The sequence below is a fragment of the Mangrovibacterium lignilyticum genome, from assembly GCF_010882175.1.
Classification (GTDB): Bacteria; Bacteroidota; Bacteroidia; order Bacteroidales; family Prolixibacteraceae; genus Mangrovibacterium; species Mangrovibacterium lignilyticum.
The window spans coordinates 105273-126690 of record NZ_WKLH01000006.1; the positions used below are offsets into that span (position 1 = coordinate 105273).

The following is a 21418-nucleotide window of genomic DNA, read 5'->3' on the forward strand; positions in this document are numbered from 1 at the left end:
ACAAGTACGAAACGCCCAATACCAGTCAAATTCCATGACAAGCGCTGATAAATCAGTTTCTAAATGAATGTATTTTTTAACTTTGCTTTTTGAATCTAAATTGAAGGCATAGCGTTTTCATGCAAAAAAAATCATTTGACATTATTGTCGTAGGAAGCGGACTAGCCGGCTTAACAGCAGCTTATCACGCCTCAAAAAAAGGATCAGTGGCGCTGATCACCAAATCGCAATTAGACACCAGCAATTCCTATTATGCTCAGGGCGGAATCGCCGGAGCGGTTTCAGAAGATGACACACCGGAATTACATGCACATGACACCTTGGTTGCAGGTCGGGGACTCTGTGAACGCGATGCCGTTGACATTCTGGTCCGGGAAGGGAAAGAGCGCATACTCGAGATGATTGACATGGGTATGCAGTTTGATAAAAAAGACGGAGAACTGGTTCTTGGGCTGGAAGGCGGTCACAACAAACGACGGATCCTGCATGCCGGTGGAGATGCAACAGGAAAAGAACTGACCTGTTTCATGCTGGAAAAAGTTAAGGAACAAAAATCCATTCAAACATTCGAATACACAGCAGTCACGCAGCTGATCGTCGTGAATGAGGTTTGTCTCGGTGTTCAGGCAATCGACTTTGTTAGCGGACAAAACCTGATTTTTGAAGCTCCGTCGTGCATATTGGCAACCGGTGGGCTCTCCCGAATTTTCAGTCGAACAACCAATCCACATACAGCTACCGGCGACGGAATATCATTGGCATTCGATGCCGGTGCAAAAGTTGAAGACATGGAATTCATTCAGTTTCACCCGTCAGCACTTTGTATTGAAAACCAAGATGCCTTTTTGATTAGTGAGGCTGTTCGGGGTGAAGGAGCCTGGCTTTTAAATAAAAATGGCGAACGCTTTATGAAAGACATTCATCCGCTGGCCGAACTTGCACCGCGGGATGTTGTGGCTTTTTCTATTTATCAGCAAATGAAAAAGGATAAAAGCCCGAATGTTTTCTTATCGCTGGCACACCTGGATCCGGACAAAATTCACAAACGCTTTTCAAACATATCCAGTAAATTGCAAAGCTTTGGTTACGATATGGCTACTGACATGTTACCCATTGCTCCTGCTGCACACTACATGGTTGGTGGCATTAAAACCGGACTCAACGGAGAAACCAACATCAAAGGTCTTTTTGCTTGCGGTGAAGTCGCATCAACCGGGGTCATGGGAGCAAACCGGCTGGCCAGCAACTCACTTTTGGAGTGCTTGGTTTTCGGGAAAAGGGCCAGCGAACAAGCCGCCATGCTCTCGAAATCGAACCTTGAAATTCCGACACTGGATGTTTACACTAATAAGGCTGAATTCGAAGATTTCTACCTGCAAATTAAAAATGAGGTGGCCGATTTGATGTCCGAAAATGTAGGCATTGTTCGGAATCAATACGATCTGGACAAAGCACTGACTCGTTTTGAGGAAATCAGATTAAAAATTGCATCCTGCGAACGTGACTACAACATTCTGAAAGCCCGTCAAATTGTTGAGATCTGTGAATTAATCACAAAATCAGCCTTGCTTCGCAAAGAAAGCAGAGGCGGCCACATCCGGGAAGAATTCAATCAGGAAAATCCGGATTTCAGAGTACACATTGTTTTTCAAAAAGAATCCAAAACCGAATATATTCCCATTAAAAAATGATGAATCAACAAGAATTGGAAATCGCAGAACATTTGGTCGACCTGGCATTGAAAGAAGATGTGTCCACCGGCGACCTGACAACCGACAACCTTATTCCGGCTGAAATAAAAAGAATTGCCTATTGGACGGCTAAAGCCGATGGAATTGTTGCCGGGCTGGAAATTGCAGAAATGACCTTCCGAAAACTTGATCCGTCATTAAAATGGGACGTTTTAGCCAGTGATGGCACCCGTGTAAAGAAAGGAGATTTGATTGTTCGTTTCGAAGCCAGCTACCGCGCTTTGCTAACCGGAGAACGAACCGCGTTGAACTTTGTGCAACGGCTGTCCGGAATTGCCAGCATGTCGGGCATCTATGCCAATGCAGTAAAAGATTTCAAAACTGAAATTCTCGACACCCGAAAAACACTTCCGGGATTCCGACTACTGGACAAGTATGCCGTCAAAACAGGTGGATCATCCAACCACCGGGTTGGCTTATACGACATGGTGATGATCAAAGACAATCACATCGACATTGCCGGGGGAATAACTCCTGCGGTTCAGCAAATCCGCGCCAAGGTTGCTTCAACCATTAAAATTGAGGTTGAAACAACCGACTTGAAACAGGTTCAGGAAGCGCTCGATGCCGGTGCTGATATTATTATGCTCGACAATATGGATAACGAAACCATGCGCCAAGCGGTTGAGCTGATTGACGGAAAAGCGAAAGTTGAAGCATCCGGGAATATGACCATTGAGCGAATTCGCGGAGTAGCCGAGACAGGGGTTGACTTCATTTCAATCGGGGCACTTACCCATTCTGTGCAGGCATTGGATATCAGTCAACGCATTGAAGCATGAACCTGGTTATCGACATAGGAAACACCCGATGTAAATGGGCGATTTTTGACAAACGAAATCTGATCGTTCAAGATACAGCCAAGACATTCGACCTGCACCTTCTCGGACAAATCATTGCAAGTCATGAAGGAATTGACCAAGCAATTTTATCGTCGGTCCGCGAATTCCCGAAGGAATGCCGTGACACGCTGGCCGAGCACACGGACTATTTTATCGAATTAACTCACCAGACGCCAACGCCAATTGTCAACCGATACAAAACACCGCAAACTCTGGGCTTGGATCGTTTAGCCGCTGCCGTTGGAGCAAGCATCTCATTCCCGGGAACTCCCTTGCTGGTGATCGACGCCGGGACTGCGATCACCATTGATTTCGTAAGCGCTTCCAACGAATTTATGGGCGGAAATATATCTCCGGGAATTGAAACCCGTTTTCGGGCATTAAATCATTTTACCGGTCAATTACCGCTTGTTGATCTCAAATCGGAATTTGTAGGCTTGGGTGTTGATACAATCTCCGCGATAAGAGCGGGTGTTCAGAAAGGCGTAATTTTCGAAATCGAATCCTACATCAAGGAGTATAAAGAAAAATACACTGAACTGACAACGGTACTTACAGGTGGCCACTGCCAATTTATTGCGCAACACCTACAAGCCCCAGTTCAACTTATTGACGACCTCACACTAAAAGGACTGTTGGAGATACTGCTCTTCAATGCCGGCTGAAAAAAGAAGACACCATTAGCTCATTCAACTGAGCATTCATTTGTCCCAGAACTTCTTCTCCCTGCATCTGCACCTTCAAAAAAAATGACAATTTCTTAACACAAAAACCCAGATCTATCAGCCTAACATAAGACGCCCAATTGCGGAATATGAGACACAAAATACCCTATCAATAACCGTTCTGAAAACAGGAGGCACAATATCGATAACGGAAAGATAGATTACTCATAAATAAATTTTTTCCTACTATAATTGCACAAATTCCCAAAACGAACATTCACAGCTTATAAAAAGCAATAAACCGTCCAAATCACAGCCATTGTGTTGAAAAAACACGAAGAAAACAACATAACAATGAGCTCAATACGAAGATCAAAATCAGTTGCATTTAGCATTTAAAAGTTGTAAAAAACACTTTTTGGCATGGCTTTTGAAAATTCAATCCATGAATCAAGGAAATACGTGGTGAATTTCCGACCGACCTCATATTTAGTAACTTTTCACACCAATCCTAAAAATTGGTCTGCGAAGAATAGCAAAATAAACTTATATTTGACCCTCTGTTGTCGCTGGGTCTGTAGCCCGCGAATTTTGAAAAATTAAAAAGTGTAATCTAAAATATTCTCAAAAAATGAAATCGTTACTAATTAAAACCAAAGTACTAACATTTATTTTGGCTGTCGTACTTAGCGTTTCAGCGTTTGCGCAGAAGGAAATTACCGGAACTGTTTACCGCGAAGGAAAACCAGCAGCCGGCATCACTGTTGAAGCACACAAAAGCAACGAAACGTTTATGACCAGCTTTGACGGTAAGTACAAAATCACGATCGACCCTGCAAAATGTAAATACCTGAAGTTCACGTTCATCGACGACGCAAAAAAACTGGATCTTACCGGTAACGAAGGAGACGTAATCGACTTCAGCTTCGACGGTTCTGAAATTCCGGGACAAGGCGGTGGCAGTGAAGGCGCAGAAGTAGGCGTTGATACCAGAACCAGTCAGGAATTGGTAAAAGCCGGGGATACTGAATTCATGAGCCAATTTACCTTGTATGATCAATTCTACAAGCAGAAAGATTACAAATCAGCAATGCCTCACTGGAGAAAGATCTACAAGAAATATCCAAAATCATCGATGAATATTTACCTCCACGGTATCAACATGTACCTGGATAAAATCGAAAGTGGAACTTCTGCAGAAGAAAAATCAGCTTATGTCGACACTCTGGTATCTATCTATGAGCGTCGTATTAAATACTTCGGAAACGAAGGTTTTGTATTGGGTCGTGAAGCTACAGATTTCATCAAATACAAACTGGCTAACCCCGACATCTCTGAAGCTGATCGCAAAGTTGCGTTGAAAACAGCTTACGAAAAACTTGAAAAATCAATTGATCTTCAAGGCGACGAAAGTGAAGCGGCTGTAATGGTAATTGACATGCAGGTAACAAAAAGTTTGTTCTTGTTGGGTGAATTGACAAAAGAAGATGTAATGAGAAACTATGCTGAGTTGACTAAAATCACCGATGCTCAGTTAGCTGCCGATCCAAACGACGAAAGAGCTCAGATTTCTAAAAACGAAATTGATAAAGCGTTCCAAACATCAGGTGCTGCAGACTGTGAAGCGTTGATTGCCTATTACGAGCCAAATTTCGACGAAATCGCTGCAGATGTTGATGCATTGAAAAAAATGCTTCGTGCACTGAACCGCCAGGATTGTACCGAAAGTGAATTATTTGCCAGAGCATCTGAAAAGCTTTACGATATGGATCCGTCTGCAGAGGCAGCATTCAACATGGCTCGTTTGTTTGTGAAAAGAGATGAATTTGACCGTGCAAAAGAGTACTACCAAAATGCGATCTCAGCTGAAACAGATAAAGAATTACTGGGTAAATATTATTACGAGCTGGCATACTTTACCTATGCGAAGGAACATAATTATGCCAAAGCCCGCGACTACGCCCGCAAATCGTTGGATAATGACCCAACGTCCGGAAAAACATTGCTCCTGTTAGGTGACATTTATGCACAAGGAGCTAGATCATACGGAGACACCGATTTTGATCACACAGCGGTTTACTGGTTAGCAGTTGACTATTACCAAAAAGCGAAACGCGTTGATCCGGATGTTACTGCAAAAGCAAACGAACAGATCGCTACATACCGTGTTTATTTCCCGAACAAAGAATCTTTATTCTTCGAAGGTCTTCAAGACGGACAAAGCTTCAAACTAGGTGGTTGGATTAATGAAACGACAACAATTCGTGCAAAATAGACAGTTCAATAAACTGAAGATAAAACAGCTAAGCATTGCAATTCTCTTTACGGGAATTGCAGTGCTTTTCTTTTCATGTGTCAATAAGATTGAAAAAATTAAGGAGTTTTCGGCAGCAGATAAACTCCCCGGCATGGAAGCGGATACCTTTGAAATGCTTTACTCCGATTCAGCAATCGTCCGCTTTAAACTGATCGCTCCGAAAATGATTCGTTACGATCAGGAAAAAGACCCATTCATTGAGTTTCCGGATGGTGTTGAGATTGAAAAATTTGACGGACAAATGCGCATCGTTTCCAGAATAACGGCCAACTATGCACGCTACCTGGACAAAGACGAAAAATGGCTCGCCAAGAATAATGTTGTAGCCGTTAACGAAGAAGGAGACTCTTTAAAAACCGAAGAACTAATCTGGGAAGAAAAGAAAGGTAAAATCTATTCCGACCAATTTGTCAAGATTATTCGCAAAGATCAAATCATAAATGGAATCGGCTTCGAGTCAGATCAGGATTTAATGAACTGGGAAATTAAAAAACCCACCGGAAGTTTGTACCTTGACGTCGCAGAATAGCATATGGAAATCCTGATTATAACCATTCTTATCACAATTATTTTCTCCGCGTTTTTTTCCGGGATGGAAATCGCGTTTGTCTCGGCCAATAAATTGCGCCTGGAACTCGACAAAAAACAGGAGTCAATCAACTCGAAAATTTTAACGATTTTCACCCGAAACCCGGGGCAATACATTGCCACCATGCTGGTCGGCAATAATATTGCATTGGTCGTTTACGGGGTGGCTTTTGCAAGCCTGCTGGAACCATTCTTCAACCGGTATATGTCTTCCGACGGCGCCATCCTGTTCCTGCAAACCGTTTCGTCAACCCTGATTATTTTAGTGACTGCCGAATTCCTGCCAAAGACCTTATTTCGGATTAACCCGAATGTGTTCCTACGCGTATTTGCAGTACCTCTTATCATCTTTTATTACCTGTTTTATCCGCTTACCCGCATCACCATGTCCATTTCGAAATTCCTTTTAAACGGGATTTTCAGAGCGGCAATCGACAAAGAGGAAGAAAAAATCGTTTTTAGCCGGATCGACTTAGACCATTTTGTAAATGAACAGGATTTACAAACCAATTTACCCCGCCATTCTTTAGATAATGAAATCAAGCTTTTCCGAAACGCGCTTGATTTTTCAAAAGTGAAACTTCGGGAAATCATGGTTCCGCGAACAGAAATTGAGGCGTTGGAAATTGACTCGCAAATGGACCAGCTCAGACAACGGTTCATTGATACCGGCTACTCCCGAATTCTGTTTTTCAAGGAAAATATCGACAACATTATCGGGTACATTCACCATTCCGTTATATTCACCAGCCCGGAATCCATTCGTCAGAATCTGAGAAAAGTACTGATCGTACCGGAAACAATGCCGGCAAGCAAACTACTTAGCAAATTTATCCAACAGCACCGAAGCATCGCGATTGTTGTTGACGAGTTTGGAGGTACTTCAGGCATGGTAACGATCGAAGATATATTGGAAGAAATTTTTGGCGAAATCGAAGATGAACACGACACCATCGACTTTGTCGACCGGAAAATCAGCGATAACGAGTACATCCTTTCAGCCCGCATAGAGCTGGATTACCTGAACGAAAAATACAACCTGAGTTTCCCTGTTGAAGAGAACTTCGAAACACTGGCCGGATTTATCCTTTTTTACCACGAGAATATACCCAAGATAAATACCGTAATTACCATTGACAACTTTCAGTTTAAAGTACTAAAAGCCAGCCACACCCGCATCGAACTGGTAAAACTGCACATATTAGACAACAGCTAAAATAAAAATCGATTCATACGGTTTAAAAGGTAAAATTATTATCTTCGTACCGCGAAAAAATTAAGTAAACAAATCAAATTATAATCATAAGTAAATGGCTACCTTACAGAGAATTCGAAACCGTGCAGGTGTCTTAGTAGCGATCATTATCGGTCTTGCCCTAGTGGCCTTCATCCTGGGAGACATTCTGAACGCAAGCAACTCATTATTAAGACCTAATCAACTTAAAATTGCAGAAATAAACGGGGAATCCGTTCAATATCCTGATTTCCAAAAGAGAGTGGAAGAAACAGCCGAGATTTACAAAATGAATAGCGGTCAAACTCAAATAAATGACAATGCCTGGACTCAAATCCGTGAGCAAGTATGGCAGGAATATGTCCGCCAGGCTGTTATGGGTAATGTTTATGAGGACTTAGGCTTGGCCGTTACAGGTGATGAATTGTTCGATATGGTTCAGGGATCAAATATCCACCCGGTTATCCAACAATTGTTTACCAACCCGAACACCGGACAAGTTGAACGTGCTGCTGTTCTTCAGTTCCTGAGAGCAATCAATTCAGGTACTGCGACAGCGCAACAAAAAGCTTATTGGTTATATATCGAAAACCAAATCAAACAAGAGCGTATTCAAACAAAATACAACAACCTTATAAGCAAAGGCTTGTATACAACTACTTCTGAAGCGAACGCCAGCTTGATCGAGAAAAACAAGAATGTCAATATTGAATTCGTTAGCCTGCCTTACGAATCAATTTCTGACAGCGCTGTTTCAGTCAATGAAAAAGACATGCAGGCTTATTACAACGAGCACAAAGAAAATTACAAACAAGACGCTTCTCGCTCGATTGAATACCTGATCTTCCAGGTAACAGCGACCGAAGAAGATGACGCGAACACCCTGAAATGGATTGAAGACGCAAAAGACGAGTTTGCAGGCATTCAGGACAACCAGCAATATGTAAACGTAAACTCTGATGTTCGTTTCCAGAACGTTTATGAGAAAAAAGACAATTTACCGGAGAATTTGGCTGAATTCGCATTCAGCGGAAAAGTAGGTGATGTTTTCGGACCAATCAAAGAAAACAATGCTTACAAACTGGTAAAAATAGATGATATCAAAGATCTTCCGGATTCAGTTGAAGCTCGTCATATCCTGATTAAGCCCGAAACAGTTGGAAGCTACGACGGTGCTTTGGCATTGGCTGACAGCTTGAAAAACCTGATCGAAAAAGGTGCAAGTTTTGCGACTTTAGCCGGTCAGTATTCAGAAGATCCGGGTTCTGCCGCTAAAGGTGGTGACTTAGGTTGGTTTAAAAGAAACCAAATGGTTAAGCCTTTCGAAGAAGCCGCTTTCAACGGTGACGTGAACAAGCTTTACGTAGCAACAAGCCAGTTTGGTGTTCACCTGATTCAACCAACCCACAAAGGGAAAGAAGTTAAACAAGTCCGTTTAGCCGAGTTGGTCCGCAATATTGAGCCAAGCACAAAAACATTCCAAACGGTTTATGCACAAGCCAGCAAATTTGCCAGCGAAAATACAACAGGTGCCGCTTTTGATGAAGAAATCACCAAAGAAGGTTTAAACAAACGTGTTGCCCGCATCGGTGAAAACGATCGTCAAATCGTTGGCCTGGACCAATCGCGTTCAATGATCCGCGCCGCTTACCAGGCTGATGTAAACGACATCCTGGTAAACAACGAAGGTTCTACCATCTTCGAATTCGCCGACAACTTTGTCATTGCGAAACTGGCCGGCATCCAGGACGAAGGTTACACCGCATTCAACGAAGTTCAGCCAATGATCAAACTAGCCGTTTTGAAAGAGAAAAAAGGTGAAGCTTTGGTTGCTAAAATGAAAGAAGCAGCTGCTGCCGGTGATATTGATGCTGTTGCATCGAAACTTGGTGTTGACGTTCAGGCGGCCAACAATATCCACTTCGACCTGTATTCAGTACCTGTCATTGGTGTTGAACCTGCCGTTGTCGGAACAGTTGTAAGCATGGAAAAAGATCAGCTGTCAGCGCCGATTAAAGGCAACAGAGGTGTTTACATCACCAAAGTAGTTGGTATTAACGAACTGAATAATACGAACGTTGAAGCTGAAAAAGCGCGTTTGGAACAAGCACTGGCTTACCGTGCTAACTACCAGGCTTACGAAGCACATCGTAAAGCTGCCGAAATTGAAGACAGAAGAGCGAAATTCTATTAGTAGAACCGCTTCCAAAATATTGAAAGAGCAGGCCCGAAAGCCTGCTCTTTTGTTTTTCGGTCCAAAACGGATTTCTGAAAAGTACAGTTGACTTTTTTTCTTATTTTTGGGAAAAACATGCAAAAATGAGAAAACTACTCTTCCTTTTATTACTCGCTACTTCTTTATTTCCGGCTTGTACCAAACAAGCAAAGCAGGTTTACCTGTTCTCCTATTTCAAGGACAACGGACAGGACGGCCTCCATCTGGCTTACAGTTACGACGGTTATCATTTCGATGCGTTAAAAAACGACTCGTCCATCCTGACACCCATGGTGGCCGACGATAAACTGATGCGCGATCCTTGCGTTATTCAGGGTCCTGACGGCAAATTCCACATGGTGTGGACCGTCAGCTGGAACGACCGCGGAATTGGCTACGCTTCATCGGACGATTTAATTCGTTGGTCGAAGCAGGATTTTGTGCCGGTGATGGCCGACGAACCAACAGCGCTGAACTGCTGGGCGCCCGAGTTGATTTACGATGCCGACAGCGCACAGTACATGATTTACTGGGCAACAACCATTCCCGACCGTTTCGAAGCCGGAATGGGCCAGGGCGACGGTAAATACAATCACCGCATGTATTATACCACCACCAAGGATTTTGTGACTTATAGCCCGACAAAACTGTTGTACGACGAAGACTTTTGTGTGATTGACGCGGTGATTAAAAAGATTAACGGCGAATACCTGATGTTTCTGAAGGACGAAACCCGCTACCCGCCGAAGAAACACATCCGCATAGCAAAGAGCAACTCCCTGTACGGCGGCTATAAGCTGGCATCGGAACCCATTTCGCCCGACTGGGTAGAAGGACCAACCGTGGAGAATGTTGACGGCGCCTGGGTGCTGTATTACGACGAATACACCCGTCACCACATGGGAGCGATTCGCTCGACCGACCTGGAGAACTGGGAAGTCATCAACGACTCTATCAGCTTCCCCGAAGGAACCCGACACGGTACCATCTTTAAAGCCGACGAGGCGGTGCTGACCAACTTGCAGGAACAGTTCAAATAGACCGGACTAAGCGAAAATATTCGTTGCCCGGGTGACTTCGAAGTCACCCGGGCAATTTGTTTTAACATGTTGGTAAGAGACAGCCAAATCTTTATCATTTCAAAGCTATTATTTGTCAGTTAAAGCTTTGTACAGAAAATGTAAATTGCGCAGGTAAACTTGAAAGATAATTCAACGATCATTAATCGATAAATCATTGCGCATTACCATGAGATATTTTTTGAATCCAATTTTTATAATTCTGTTCATTTTCGTTGCTGCTACATCACAGGGCCAGCAGTTTAAGAATAACATCATTCAATATAAATCGAAATTGGCGGCCAAGTCTGCCAAACTGATCGATTCCGGCGATGCGATCTCCGCTGATTCGATGGATGTTAACTTTAAAGACAAAGGTTATGGGCCGGTGCCCGCCAAGCTGCAAGCAATGAAAAAGAAGAAATTGAGCCCGGGGCAAATTTATGACCGGATATCGGAATCCACTGTGATTGTTTCTTCGGCAGGCAGATGTGGCGAACTGAACGAACGAGGTAATCTGTGCAAGCGGATACACACTTACCCGGCTTCCGGTTATATCATCGACTCGAAGGGAATCATCGTGACCAACTATCACGTGGCCAATGGTTACGTTACAAAGAAAAACACAACATCGAGAGATGCATTAGTGGTCATGCTCAAGGACGGAACAATTTTTCCGGTACAAGAAGTGTTATTGGCCGATAAATCCAACGACCTGGCCATTTTGAAAATCGACCCGACAGGAGTCGAGCTTCCTGCATTGCCAGTTGCAACCAAAGATGCGGAAATCGGCGACCCGGTGTATATCGTCAGTCATCCGAAAGGATATTTCTATGCCTTTTCGTCGGGTATGGTCTCCGATAAATTCAGTGAAATCAATGCGCAGCGGTACCGCAACGTGATGGCTATTTCGGCCGATTTTGCTGCCGGTTCCAGCGGTGCAGCTATCATTGACCAATACGGGAACGTGATTGGAACCGTCTCTTATACCAAGACGTTACAACACTCAGATGATGAGACAAAAACGCAAATGATATTGAAAGCGACCATTCCTTCATCTGCTCTTTTAAAATTAATCAAGGAAGGGAACTAAGCGCTCCACGGTAACCAATTAAAACAATTTGTTTTATATCGAAAAAAGAAAGAGCTCCCCAACCGGAAGCTCTTTTGCTATTTTATTCCCTGACAAACGCAGGATGTTGATTCCTACAATCCCAAATTCGGCAACACAAACGATTTGGTGTTGGGGTGCAGCCTGATCCATAAACCGGGGTTGGCATTTAACTGCTGCATGGCTTCATCGGTATCTGAACTTAACGTCGTGTTCAGCACCCTGGCATAGGTTTGCACTTTAGCCGGAGCCGAATCGGCATCCACCACCGACTGAACGATCTTTTTAGCCTGTAATATCGCAGCCGGCCCTAACGTGAGAATGTATTCAGCCGAGCGACATTCTTGTTCATCCGCTTCACTCACGGCGCTACCGCCCGCTTTAAACTTGCTGATGTGGTGCTCCAAAATACTACTCGAAATGGGGATGATGCCGGCCACATGGTGATACTGTGCCCCCGAAAACGGCTTAATGTAGGCCAGGTGTGATGCCGCGTTTTCTTCCGGCCCATGACCAATAAAGAAGATATCCAAGCCGCCCAGTTCTTCCAGTTTCGTCAGGTAGCCGATCAAGGCCGACTCTAAATCCTGCGTATCCGTTCGCATGGGCGTAAAGCTTTTGATCTTTTTGAAAAAAGCATCACCCAAAATACGCTCAAAATCCCGCACAAAACTAAACCCGTTGGCCATGGCCATCGGAGCCAGGGCATCCTGTGTAAACACATTCAGGCGGGCAAGCAGTTCATCTTGTTCGTTTGTTTTGGCTAATTCGCCGAGCAAACGGTGTAACTGCTGAGCACCACGGCCACCCAAAAGGGCAATATTGATATCGCCGTCTTTCGCTGCTGCGGTGCTGTAAAGCTCATTTAACATGGCCTGCCCCACCTCGGCTTCAGAGGCCAGCACCGTGGGCGTTACGCCGTAATCGGTCAACCGAATTGTTTGAGCACTCTTTTGAGACAACCACACGTTAGCGTTGTCTTCATATCTGGTGAATGGTGATTCTTTTACATTCATGAGTTCGTATTGTTTATTCCGGCGCGCCAATTCACGCAGCCGTCGGGTTTTCGAAAAGCCAAATTTACAGATTATCTGCTAAGGGCGAAAGTCGGGTGATTGAAAAGGAAAGGCTGAATACGTCAGGATTAAAAATCATGCCGAGCGAGGGTTATTACTCCTTATTAAAAGAAAAAACCCAAATTTACTGATGCATGCGAGTCTTCTTCGTTTATAAATTTATACTCAAGACACAGATTAATATGATTAAACAACTTTGCTCCAACTCTCATCGCAGCTCCCATATAATCAGAATTAACCAAGCCTCCTCCAACTCCTGTGTAGAGACCAATGTTCTGCTTCTTATAAAAACGATAGTTTACAACAATAAAATCTGTGTCCACTTTATTGTTGTCATCAAGATCATCGCTAATAATCAATACAGACCGGGCGATCTGAAATCCGGCATCAATAGGAATTGATTTGAAATTATAACGATACTCCAATTTTATTTGGGGCCCCATTCCCCCGTTATCATAGCGATAATTATCTGCGCCAAAAGTCACTCCAAAGCCAACTTCAATATCACTTCGCTGGAACTTCTTGTCTTTTTGTTGTGCCTCAGCTAAAATCGCGACAACAACCAATACAATCAACAATATTATTTTTTTCATGTCTACTGCTTACACTTGCTTTCTACTCTTTAACAATTGCCGCCCCACGACTGGCGCGCTTTTGGACAGCTTCACAATTAATCACACGTGGTCCGGATTACAAACCAAACCAAAGGGGAACTCCTCCTCCCATCGTTTCAAAACGAGTGGTTCAATGTCTGGCGTTTTATTCCCTAAGTGTTGTTATTTCACATATCCCAACACCCCATCCCATTCATCAGTCCAAATTACATCTTTTCATAATCAATATTATCAATTAAAAACTATTTAGCGTCATTCTAAATTGGAGGGCAAAACCGACACTCAATTTTCGCCTCCAACCGTGCGGAAGGCAAATCCTGCCTTCAATTTTCAGTTCCAAGCATGCGGAAGCACAATTCTACCGTCAATTTTCATTTCCAAGGCTGCGGAAGTCCATTTCAGCCATCAATTTTGCCTTCCGAAACTGCGGAAGCGCAATCCAGCTGTCAGGGTTCACTTCCGCCGGTGCGGAAGCCCGACCCTGCGTCCGTTTTTCATTTCCAAAGCCGCGGAAGTCGAATGCAGCCATCAATTTTCGTTTCCGGGGCTACGGAAGCCCAGGGTAGCTCGCCGTTTTTATGTCCAACGGCGCGGAAAACCACTGGCTGTTCACCGGCCATCAACATTAGCCAAAATCAATCCTTTCCACATTCACCTCTGATTAACAGCATGAAACATGCCCAAAAACATAAGCTATAATTTTATTCAATAACCCAAACTGCCGTAACTTGAATGAAAAATTTCCAACTCCAATAACTTTTAAATCTGACTATTATGCTTTTAAAAATTATCTATTCTCTTTATTCGCTTATGAACCTGTCGGCCTTGGCACGCAAAGTGCGTAACCTGCTGTCCACGGCATTTCCGACTGATCCGATTGTGATTTCGCTGCTGGCAAAAATCGATGTGGCCCAGGCCGTGGCAGTTCAAGCCATTGGCAGCTCGACCAAACAAAATTCAACCGCAATGGTGCGTTCGGCCGATACCAGCCGCGACAACAGTTATGTGTCGTTGCGCAACCATGTTTCGGCCGGCCTGCGCCGCGAAAATGCCGACTACCGGGCCGCCTGTGAAGCCCTTTGGCCCCTGTTCGAAAAAAATGACACGACGCTTTATTATTTTCCGGACGGCGAAGAAACACAGGCAATCGAGAGCTTGCTGACGGAGCTGAAAGCCGGCGACGGCCCGGCGCATTTGGCGACAGTGAATGCCACCGAGTGGCTCGACGAGCTGGACCGCGATAACCAAGCTTTTGTAGCCGCGCAACAACAACGGGCCGCCAACCGCAGTACCGACACCACAGTGACCGATGCGGAAGCCCTTAAACAACTGGAAGCCGCACTGAACCTTATGAACAGTGTGATGGACAGCCTGTCGATGATGGAAGCTGCCGGCGTGCAAGCCGTGGCTACCGAACTGAATGAATACATTGCCGAAGCCAACGCCAATGCCCGCAACAGCAAAAGCCAGACTACCGAAGAAATACCGTTGAATTAACTTATTTTCGGAACTGAAGATTACTGAAAGTCTCGCCACGCGGCGGGACTTTTTTTGTGGGAAGCGGTAAAGTACACGACTCCCGAAGGGAGGAGACTTGCACCACCCCCAATTGGATTGGGGGTTTTGGCGAAACCAGACCCTATACCCACCCCGAAGCGGGTTGAACTCCTCCGGAGTTCAGGCAAACCGGGTTACCGCCGGACTAATTGCGCGGTAGGTTATTCGGGTGCGGCGGATTTTATCCGCCGATTAATAAGCGGTTAAAAACCGCTTCACCCAAAAAGACTCCCTCTCCCAATCGCTGAACATCGTCATCGCGCAAAAGATGAACGACGATGCTAGCGATCGCTCAAGCTGCCACAAAACATACTACGAACCGGACCCATAATGCACCGCATTCGTTATAAGAGACACCGGAGTCTTTTACCGATGTCATGACGCCTCGTTTGTATTCGTTTAACCTAAAAAATAAAACTATGAGTAATCAGAAAGTAATCACCGTTGTTGGGGCAACAGGAGCCCAGGGCGGTGGCTTGGTAAGGGCGATTCTGAATGATCCGACTGGCGAATTTTCAGTACGGGCGGTCACGCGAAACGCCGGTTCTGAAAAAGCCAAAGCGCTCGCTGAGCTAGGCGCGAATGTCGTTGTAGCCGATGTGGCAAACAAAGACAGCTTGGTTAAAGCCTTTGAGGGCTCGTACGGGATTTTTTGCGTGACCTTTTTCTGGGAACACTTTTCGCCGGAAACAGAAATGCAGAACGCCAAAAACATGGCCGAAGCAGCCGCCGAGGTTGGGGCCAAACACGTGATCTGGTCGACCCTGGAAGATACCCGAAAGTGGGTTCCCCTGGATGACGACCGGATGCCAACGCTGATGGAGAAATACAAGGTGCCGCACTTCGACGGCAAAGGCGAAGCCGATGCTTATTTTGTGAACAGCGGGGTGCCTTACACGCTGCTGCTGGCCTCGTTCTACTGGGACAATTTCATCTATTTCGGTATGGGACCGCAAAAAGACGCCAACGGCAAACTGGCACTTAATATTCCCATGGGCGATAAAAAACTGCCCGGTATTGCAGCCGAAGACATTGGGAAATGTGCCTTCGCCATCTTCAAAGATCCCGACAGCTATCAAGGCAAAACAGTCGGCATCTCGGGCGAGCACCTCACCGGACAAGAAATGGCCGCATCCTTCTCAAAAGCGTTCAACACAGAGGTGGCCTACAATGCCGTCCCCTTTGGTGTTTATCGCGGGCTGGGCTTCCCCGGCGCTGAAGACCTGGGCAATATGTTTCAGTTTAAACACGACTTCCAGGAGGATTTTTGTGGTGTGAGAAGCGTCAAAAACTCCAAAGCCATGAACCCGGAACTGCAGTCGTTCGACCAGTGGCTAGCGAAGCATAAAGGGCAAATGGAGCTTTGAATGACTTGATAAAGACGAGTAATCCCGGAGGATAGAATTAGCATCACACCCAATTGAATTGGGGGTTTTAGCGAAGTCAAATCCTTCGCTCAACCCCGAAGCGGGTTGAAGAAAACGAAATTAAACTCCGCTGGAGTTCCTAAAATACCGACTTCTCGTAACCCACCGGTTTCACCGGCGGTGATGAACACCTAACTCCTTCGGAGTTTCGGGCGCGGAGAAAGATGAGCACAAAATAATTGAGGGCTTCACTTCAAGTGAAACCCTCATACACAAATATCTTATTGCAGCGCAATTACGCCAGCAACGCTTTTACTTTATCGGCAACATCTTTTCCGTCGGCTTTACCAGCCAGTTGTTTCGAAGCAATGCCCATTACTTTTCCCATTTCTTTCATGGAAGAAGCGCCGGTTGATTCGATAATCGCCTGCACGGCCGCCGTCAGTTCTTCATCGGTCAATTTCTTAGGCAGGTAATCTTCGAACACAGCTACCTGCACCAATTCTTCCGAAGCCAAATCCTCGCGGCCCTGTTCTTTATACAGGTTCGCCGAATCGGTTCCCTGCTTGGCCAGTTTCTGAATGATTTTGATTACCTCGGTATCATCCAAATCGTGAGCGGCAGAAGCTGTTTTCGCTTCGATCAGGAATTTTTTAATGTTCCGGAGCGCAGCGGTTTTTTCTTTTTCACGCGCTTTCATCGCGGTAGTCAGGTCAGCATTTATTTGATCAAATAAACTCATTTTTTAGTCTTTTAAATTCGTCCTTCAAAGTTTTCGAAAAATTGCTCACAATCCAAATTTTCTTTCGGGTTTCGGGTTAAGCGTTCGCGACTCACAACTCATGACTCGCTACTCATGCCTAATCCACATTGTCGTGCAAAAACGAATTATTATCGCGTAAGAAGGTTTTGTTATCCTCATCCGCGTCCAGCGAAAAACGCGACATCTTATTTTCAAACTTTGCCCGGTTGGTATCAATGCTCATGTTCTTTCTCCGGTAAGCCGGGATGTTTTCCAGTTTGTCCACAAAATCATCGTCGGAACTTGAGAAGTCGATTTTCACCGAGTAATCGTCGTCCATGTCAATTGAAGGTGGGCCGTATAAGGCATCAAACTCATCGGATTTCGGATGATCGATCTCGAACTCAATCATTCCCTGGTTGGTTGATTTTTTTTCTTCGGCCGCCTTCGCTTTAAACGATTGCGATGGTCGGGGAATATTCGAAAATTGCGAGGCGGAATCGTCGCCCAACGAATGATAGGTCTTTTCAACCTTCTGAGCGGCCATCATTTCCGGAATGCTACTCATGCTGAAACCGGTTGCGATAACAGTCACCGAAATTTCATCATTCAATTCTTCGTCCAGGCCATTCCCCCAGATCAGGTCGGCTTCGTGCCCGGCTTTCGCCTGAATATAATCAGTAATCTGTCCGATCTCGTCCATGGTTACTTCTTCATTTCCCGAAGTAATATTCAGCAAAATATTTTGTGCCCCGCGAATGTCGTTATTATTCAACAAGGGTGAATTGAGTGCTTCTTCCACGGCTTTCAACGCACGGCCTTCGCCGGACGATTTGGCCGATCCCATCAGCGAAACGCCGCTTTTACGCATCACGGTTTCCACATCGGCAAAATCGACGTTGATATAACCGGGAACGGTAATAATCTCAGCAATCCCTTTCGCCGCTGTTGCCAACACATTGTCGGCTTTGGCAAAAGCTTCCGAAATCCGGAAATCGCCATACATTTCGCGAATCCGTTCATTGTTGATCACCAATAAGGAATCGACATGCGTTTGCATCTCGCTGATTCCGTCGATCGCCTGCTTAATCCGCCGGCGCCCTTCGTTCCGGAAAGGAATCGTTACAATTCCAACGGTCAGTATATTTAATTCGCGACAAGCTTCGGCAATCACCGGGGCAGCACCAGTACCGGTTCCGCCACCCATTCCGGCAGTAATGAAAACCATTTTGGTATCGTGCTCAATTGCCTGCTTCACATCGCTAATGTTTTCAATCGCTGCTTCGCGGCCAATGTCCGGTTTGTTGCCGGCGCCGCGTCCTTCGGTTAACGAAGCACCCAGCTGCACCTTTAACGGAATCGGACTGTTCTGCAAGGCCTGCGCATCGGTGTTACACACCATGAAGCCCACATCCTTAATTCCCTGCTCATACATGTGATTGACCGCGTTGCCACCGCCACCTCCAACACCAATCACCTTGATAATTGTGCCGGAAGATTTTTCCAAATCGAAATTCATTATATCGTTTGCCATAACCTGTGCTTTTCTTAATTGTTTTCTGTCATTGATTCATCCTGATCATCAAATAAGCGGTTGAACTGTCGCATAAACCAGTTATCCGTATTTGCCTCCGCTTTCTCTTTTACCAGTTCCCCGGTTGAATTTTTCTTCCGGTTAGTTGTTCCGGCCCTTTTTGGTGAATTTCGGTGGGCCTGAGGTCGTCGCTCTTCCCGCATTTCAAAAACGGTCCCTTCGTAGGTTTCTTCTTCCAGATTAATATCCAGTATGTCTTCGGTATCAAGCTGTAGTTTCTCGATCGGCAGTTCTTCCTGTAACAACTCACTGGGATTTCTATCGAAACGGGTTGCGGCAATGGTTACGCTTACCCGCGATCCCAATTTGCTGTCCTTTCCGTTCCCCCAAATAATATTGGCATCCTGACCGGCTTTCTCCTGAAGGAATTCGATGATATCGCCAATCTCCCCCATTGTAATTTCTTCGTCGCCGGAAATAATATTGAGCAGAATGTCCTTCGTTCCGCTGATATCATTGCTGTCTAACAAAGGAGACTCAAGAGCTTCCAGCACGGCTTTCATGGCACGGCCTTCCCCTTCTGCATAGCCGGTTCCCATAATGAACACCTCACTATTGGCCATAACCGTATGCACATCGGCAAAGTCGATGTTGATCTGACCGTGAACAGTAATGATTTCGGCCACCCCTTTTACGGCCGCCGTAATCACATCGTCCGCTTTCTTAAACGCTTTGGAAGCCGGAAGATCACCATAGATCCGGTGTAGTTTGTCATTGCTGATCACCAACATGCTATCCACATATTGCTTCATCTGCTCAACGCCTTCCTTTGCCTGCTCGAACCGCCGTTTCCCTTCTGACGGAGAAGGAACGGTGACCACAGCGATGGTCAGGATTCCGAGTTCACGAGCCAGCGAAGCAATAACAGGAGCAGCCCCGGTACCGGTTCCACCACCCATGCCAGCGGTTATAAAGAGCATCTTTGTATTCCCGTCGAGTACATTGCGGATATCATCCAGGTTTTCAATGGCAGCCTGACGCCCATGATCCGGTTGGTTTCCGGCGCCACGTCCTTCAGTCAGGGTAACGCCCAACTGAATTTTCACGGGAACCGGACTGTGAATCATGGCTTGTGCATCGGTATTACAAATGACAAAATCAACCCCATGAATACCTTCTGTAAACATGTGATTGACGGCATTGCAGCCGGCACCACCGGCACCAAGCACCTTGATGATCGACGACTGCGCCTTTTTTAAACCAAAATCAATTAGGTCCTCAATCATAAGCGAGGATTTTTTTAGAAGTTAAATTACAAACACGAACCGTTTAAAAATCTATTCATTCGATATGAACTTAATACCTTAAATTATAGTAGCGATCTGCCTTTCACCGGCAGACTTTTCGTTTCTTATTTCATTTCAATTCCTTGCTCGTCATTGAAAAACATATCCATTTGGCGGGCAACTCCTTCTTTCATCGTTTTCAGGAATCCAAAGGAATTTGACTTCGGTTTCGACACTTTCTTCTTTGCCGTGTCCTTTTTAGTGTCGCCAAACTCTTCTTTCAGACCAATTTGCAGCAAGCCTAAAACCGTTGCAAAACGGGGATCTTCCAAGCCTTTCCATGGCTTTTCAGTTTTTATGCGTGGAATCCCGATTCGGACATCCATCCCTGTTTGATATTTCAGCAGCTGATTCAGATTCGGCAGCAATGCCGTTCCGCCAGTCAACACAATTCCGGCGCCAATACGATCGCCAAATCCCGATTTCTCAATGTGGAAGTTGATGCTTTCAATAATCTCTTCCAAACGGGCCTGAATAATATATGCCAGGTTTCGGAAACTGATTTCTTTCGGCTCCCAACCGGATGGCGAGGGGATCGTCACCACTTTATCTTCGGGTGCGAAGTTCCCCATAGCTTGTCCGAACTGTGTTTTCAGAGATTCTGCCTGACGAAGAATGATCGAGCAACCTTCTTTGATATCGTGAGTCAGCACATTTCCGCCAAAAGGAATTAAAGAAGAATAGCGCAACACACCTTCATGAAAAATGGCCAATTTCGTGGTGCCTCCGCCGATATCCAACAAAATAACTCCGGTTTCTTTTTCTTCCTCCGTTAAGATGATTTCGGAAGAAGCCAGCGGATCAATGATCGCCCGTTTCACCTTAATGCCTGTTTGCTCGAGCCCCAGTCTCAGATTTTCCTCATAGGATTCGGGAGCGACCAACAGTTTAAACTCGACCTCCAGGTGTTCAGCTTTCATACCGACAGGATCCGAACATTCTCCTTCCTGATCAACCTGATAAAGTTGTGGTTCGGCATGGTAAATTTTGTAGCCGGCAGGCAGTTCGGCCTTCTTCACTTTCTCAATCAGAAATTGAACATCAGCCTCCGACACCAACTGATCTTTGTCGATGTACTTTTCAGCTTTCAAGGTGAAAGTCTTCAATTGCTGCCCAACGATATTCACATAAACATCTTCGATCTCGGTGCCAATGTGCTCTTCTGCTTGCCGAAGCGCGACATCAATCGCCCGCGAAACTTCCTCAATGTTCAAAACCACACCACGTCTAACACCGGCAGAGGATGAGGTTCCAATTCCCAGAATTTCAACCTTGCCTTCAGCATTCAACTCTCCGGCAACTACAACAATTTTTGTTGTGCCGACATCGACTGCTGCTACTATTTTTTTGCTCTTGGCCATAAGCTTTATATTTAGTCTTCTTCCTTTTTCTCGAATTCAA

The 21418-nt window shown here is 45.2% G+C and carries 18 protein-coding genes; 11 read left to right on the plus strand and 7 right to left on the minus strand.

The annotated features are described in order from the left end of the window. Positions 1 to 119: 119 nt before the first annotated feature. The 9 genes from nadB (at position 120) to GJV22_RS20590 (ending at position 11763) form a co-directional block, all read left to right on the plus strand. Entirely contained in the window at positions 120 to 1691 is a 1572-nt protein-coding gene (nadB, locus tag GJV22_RS20550; protein ID WP_163718203.1) for an L-aspartate oxidase, read from the plus strand. Further along, positions 1688 to 2533: a carboxylating nicotinate-nucleotide diphosphorylase gene (nadC, locus tag GJV22_RS20555; RefSeq protein WP_238480367.1), complete on the plus strand. Its 846-nt coding sequence runs from the start codon at positions 1688 to 1690 to the stop codon at positions 2531 to 2533. Before nadB ends, nadC begins: the two co-directional genes overlap by 4 nt. Further along, positions 2530 to 3258 carry a type III pantothenate kinase gene (locus tag GJV22_RS20560; protein ID WP_163718205.1) on the plus strand — a complete coding sequence of 243 codons (729 nt, stop codon included), beginning with the start codon at positions 2530 to 2532 and terminating at the stop codon, positions 3256 to 3258. Before nadC ends, GJV22_RS20560 begins: the two co-directional genes overlap by 4 nt. 631 nt (positions 3259 to 3889) lie before the next feature. After that, the gene (locus tag GJV22_RS20565) at positions 3890 to 5533 is read left to right on the plus strand and encodes a tetratricopeptide repeat protein (protein WP_163718207.1); all 1644 of its coding nucleotides are present in this window, start codon (positions 3890 to 3892) and stop codon (positions 5531 to 5533) included. Then, the gene (gene lptC / locus GJV22_RS20570) at positions 5505 to 6104 is read left to right on the plus strand and encodes an LPS export ABC transporter periplasmic protein LptC (protein ID WP_163718209.1); all 600 of its coding nucleotides are present in this window, start codon (positions 5505 to 5507) and stop codon (positions 6102 to 6104) included. The genes GJV22_RS20565 and lptC overlap by 29 nt, the downstream gene beginning before the upstream one ends. Before the next feature lie 3 nt (positions 6105 to 6107). Further along, complete coding sequence (locus tag GJV22_RS20575) at positions 6108 to 7379, plus strand: hemolysin family protein (protein ID WP_163718211.1); 1272 nt, start codon at positions 6108 to 6110, stop codon at positions 7377 to 7379. A 94-nt stretch (positions 7380 to 7473) separates the two neighbouring features. Continuing rightward, positions 7474 to 9591, plus strand: a complete 2118-nt coding sequence (locus GJV22_RS20580) for a peptidylprolyl isomerase (RefSeq protein WP_163718213.1) — start codon at positions 7474 to 7476, stop codon at positions 9589 to 9591. Between the two features lie 125 nt (positions 9592 to 9716). Further along, positions 9717 to 10652, plus strand: coding sequence for a glycoside hydrolase family 43 protein (locus GJV22_RS20585; protein WP_163718215.1), 936 nt, complete (start codon positions 9717 to 9719; stop codon positions 10650 to 10652). A 208-nt stretch (positions 10653 to 10860) separates the two neighbouring features. Next, entirely contained in the window at positions 10861 to 11763 is a 903-nt protein-coding gene (locus GJV22_RS20590; protein WP_163718217.1) for a S1 family peptidase, read from the plus strand. 113 nt (positions 11764 to 11876) lie between these two features. Here the strand turns inward: GJV22_RS20590 and GJV22_RS20595 are convergent, their stop codons facing one another. From GJV22_RS20595 to GJV22_RS20605, 3 genes are all read right to left on the minus strand, one after another. Next, a complete protein-coding gene (locus tag GJV22_RS20595; protein WP_163718219.1) occupies positions 11877 to 12797 on the minus strand; it encodes a hypothetical protein in 921 nt (306 codons plus the stop codon). A gap of 164 nt (positions 12798 to 12961) precedes the next feature. Further along, complete coding sequence (locus GJV22_RS20600) at positions 12962 to 13450, minus strand: hypothetical protein (protein WP_163718221.1); 489 nt, start codon at positions 13448 to 13450, stop codon at positions 12962 to 12964. A gap of 385 nt (positions 13451 to 13835) precedes the next feature. Further along, entirely contained in the window at positions 13836 to 14000 is a 165-nt protein-coding gene (locus GJV22_RS20605; RefSeq protein ID WP_163718222.1) for a hypothetical protein, read from the minus strand. A 245-nt stretch (positions 14001 to 14245) separates the two neighbouring features. Between GJV22_RS20605 and GJV22_RS20610 the strand changes: the two genes are divergently transcribed. Further along, on the plus strand, positions 14246 to 14968 hold the full coding sequence (locus tag GJV22_RS20610; RefSeq protein ID WP_163718224.1) for a DUF6261 family protein: 723 nt from the start codon (positions 14246 to 14248) through the stop codon (positions 14966 to 14968). A 479-nt stretch (positions 14969 to 15447) separates the two neighbouring features. Next, positions 15448 to 16395 carry an NmrA/HSCARG family protein gene (locus GJV22_RS20615; protein WP_163718226.1) on the plus strand — a complete coding sequence of 316 codons (948 nt, stop codon included), beginning with the start codon at positions 15448 to 15450 and terminating at the stop codon, positions 16393 to 16395. 295 nt (positions 16396 to 16690) lie between these two features. Here GJV22_RS20615 and GJV22_RS20620 read toward each other — a convergent pair whose 3' ends face one another. The 4 genes from GJV22_RS20620 to ftsA form a co-directional block, all read right to left on the minus strand. Continuing rightward, on the minus strand, positions 16691 to 17137 hold the full coding sequence (locus GJV22_RS20620; protein ID WP_163718229.1) for a GatB/YqeY domain-containing protein: 447 nt from the start codon (positions 17135 to 17137) through the stop codon (positions 16691 to 16693). Positions 17138 to 17255: 118 nt separating this feature from the next. Continuing rightward, positions 17256 to 18671 (minus strand): cell division protein FtsZ, encoded by a 1416-nt coding sequence (gene ftsZ, locus GJV22_RS20625; protein WP_205461985.1) that lies wholly within the window; start codon positions 18669 to 18671, stop codon positions 17256 to 17258. Between the two features lie 14 nt (positions 18672 to 18685). Next, a complete protein-coding gene (gene ftsZ, locus GJV22_RS20630) occupies positions 18686 to 19957 on the minus strand; it encodes a cell division protein FtsZ (RefSeq protein WP_163718231.1) in 1272 nt (423 codons plus the stop codon). Between the two features lie 125 nt (positions 19958 to 20082). Then, on the minus strand, positions 20083 to 21378 hold the full coding sequence (ftsA, locus tag GJV22_RS20635; protein WP_163718233.1) for a cell division protein FtsA: 1296 nt from the start codon (positions 21376 to 21378) through the stop codon (positions 20083 to 20085). Positions 21379 to 21418: the final 40 nt, after the last annotated feature.

Coding starts and splice junctions, on each gene's coding strand:
- GJV22_RS20605 (WP_163718222.1), bottom strand. CDS start 14,000: ATGGCTGCATTCGACTTCCGCGGCTTTGGAAATGAAAAACGGACGCAG.
- GJV22_RS20590 (WP_163718217.1), top strand. CDS start 10,861: ATGAGATATTTTTTGAATCCAATTTTTATAATTCTGTTCATTTTCGTT.
- GJV22_RS20610 (WP_163718224.1), top strand. CDS start 14,246: ATGCTTTTAAAAATTATCTATTCTCTTTATTCGCTTATGAACCTGTCG.
- ftsA (WP_163718233.1), bottom strand. CDS start 21,378: ATGGCCAAGAGCAAAAAAATAGTAGCAGCAGTCGATGTCGGCACAACA.
- GJV22_RS20575 (WP_163718211.1), top strand. CDS start 6,108: ATGGAAATCCTGATTATAACCATTCTTATCACAATTATTTTCTCCGCG.
- lptC (WP_163718209.1), top strand. CDS start 5,505: ATGAAACGACAACAATTCGTGCAAAATAGACAGTTCAATAAACTGAAG.
- ftsZ (WP_163718231.1), bottom strand. CDS start 19,957: ATGATTGAGGACCTAATTGATTTTGGTTTAAAAAAGGCGCAGTCGTCG.
- GJV22_RS20585 (WP_163718215.1), top strand. CDS start 9,717: ATGAGAAAACTACTCTTCCTTTTATTACTCGCTACTTCTTTATTTCCG.
- GJV22_RS20620 (WP_163718229.1), bottom strand. CDS start 17,137: ATGAGTTTATTTGATCAAATAAATGCTGACCTGACTACCGCGATGAAA.
- GJV22_RS20560 (WP_163718205.1), top strand. CDS start 2,530: ATGAACCTGGTTATCGACATAGGAAACACCCGATGTAAATGGGCGATT.
- ftsZ (WP_205461985.1), bottom strand. CDS start 18,671: ATGGCAAACGATATAATGAATTTCGATTTGGAAAAATCTTCCGGCACA.
- GJV22_RS20615 (WP_163718226.1), top strand. CDS start 15,448: ATGAGTAATCAGAAAGTAATCACCGTTGTTGGGGCAACAGGAGCCCAG.
- nadC (WP_238480367.1), top strand. CDS start 1,688: ATGATGAATCAACAAGAATTGGAAATCGCAGAACATTTGGTCGACCTG.
- GJV22_RS20580 (WP_163718213.1), top strand. CDS start 7,474: ATGGCTACCTTACAGAGAATTCGAAACCGTGCAGGTGTCTTAGTAGCG.
- GJV22_RS20565 (WP_163718207.1), top strand. CDS start 3,890: ATGAAATCGTTACTAATTAAAACCAAAGTACTAACATTTATTTTGGCT.
- nadB (WP_163718203.1), top strand. CDS start 120: ATGCAAAAAAAATCATTTGACATTATTGTCGTAGGAAGCGGACTAGCC.
- GJV22_RS20600 (WP_163718221.1), bottom strand. CDS start 13,450: ATGAAAAAAATAATATTGTTGATTGTATTGGTTGTTGTCGCGATTTTA.
- GJV22_RS20595 (WP_163718219.1), bottom strand. CDS start 12,797: ATGAATGTAAAAGAATCACCATTCACCAGATATGAAGACAACGCTAAC.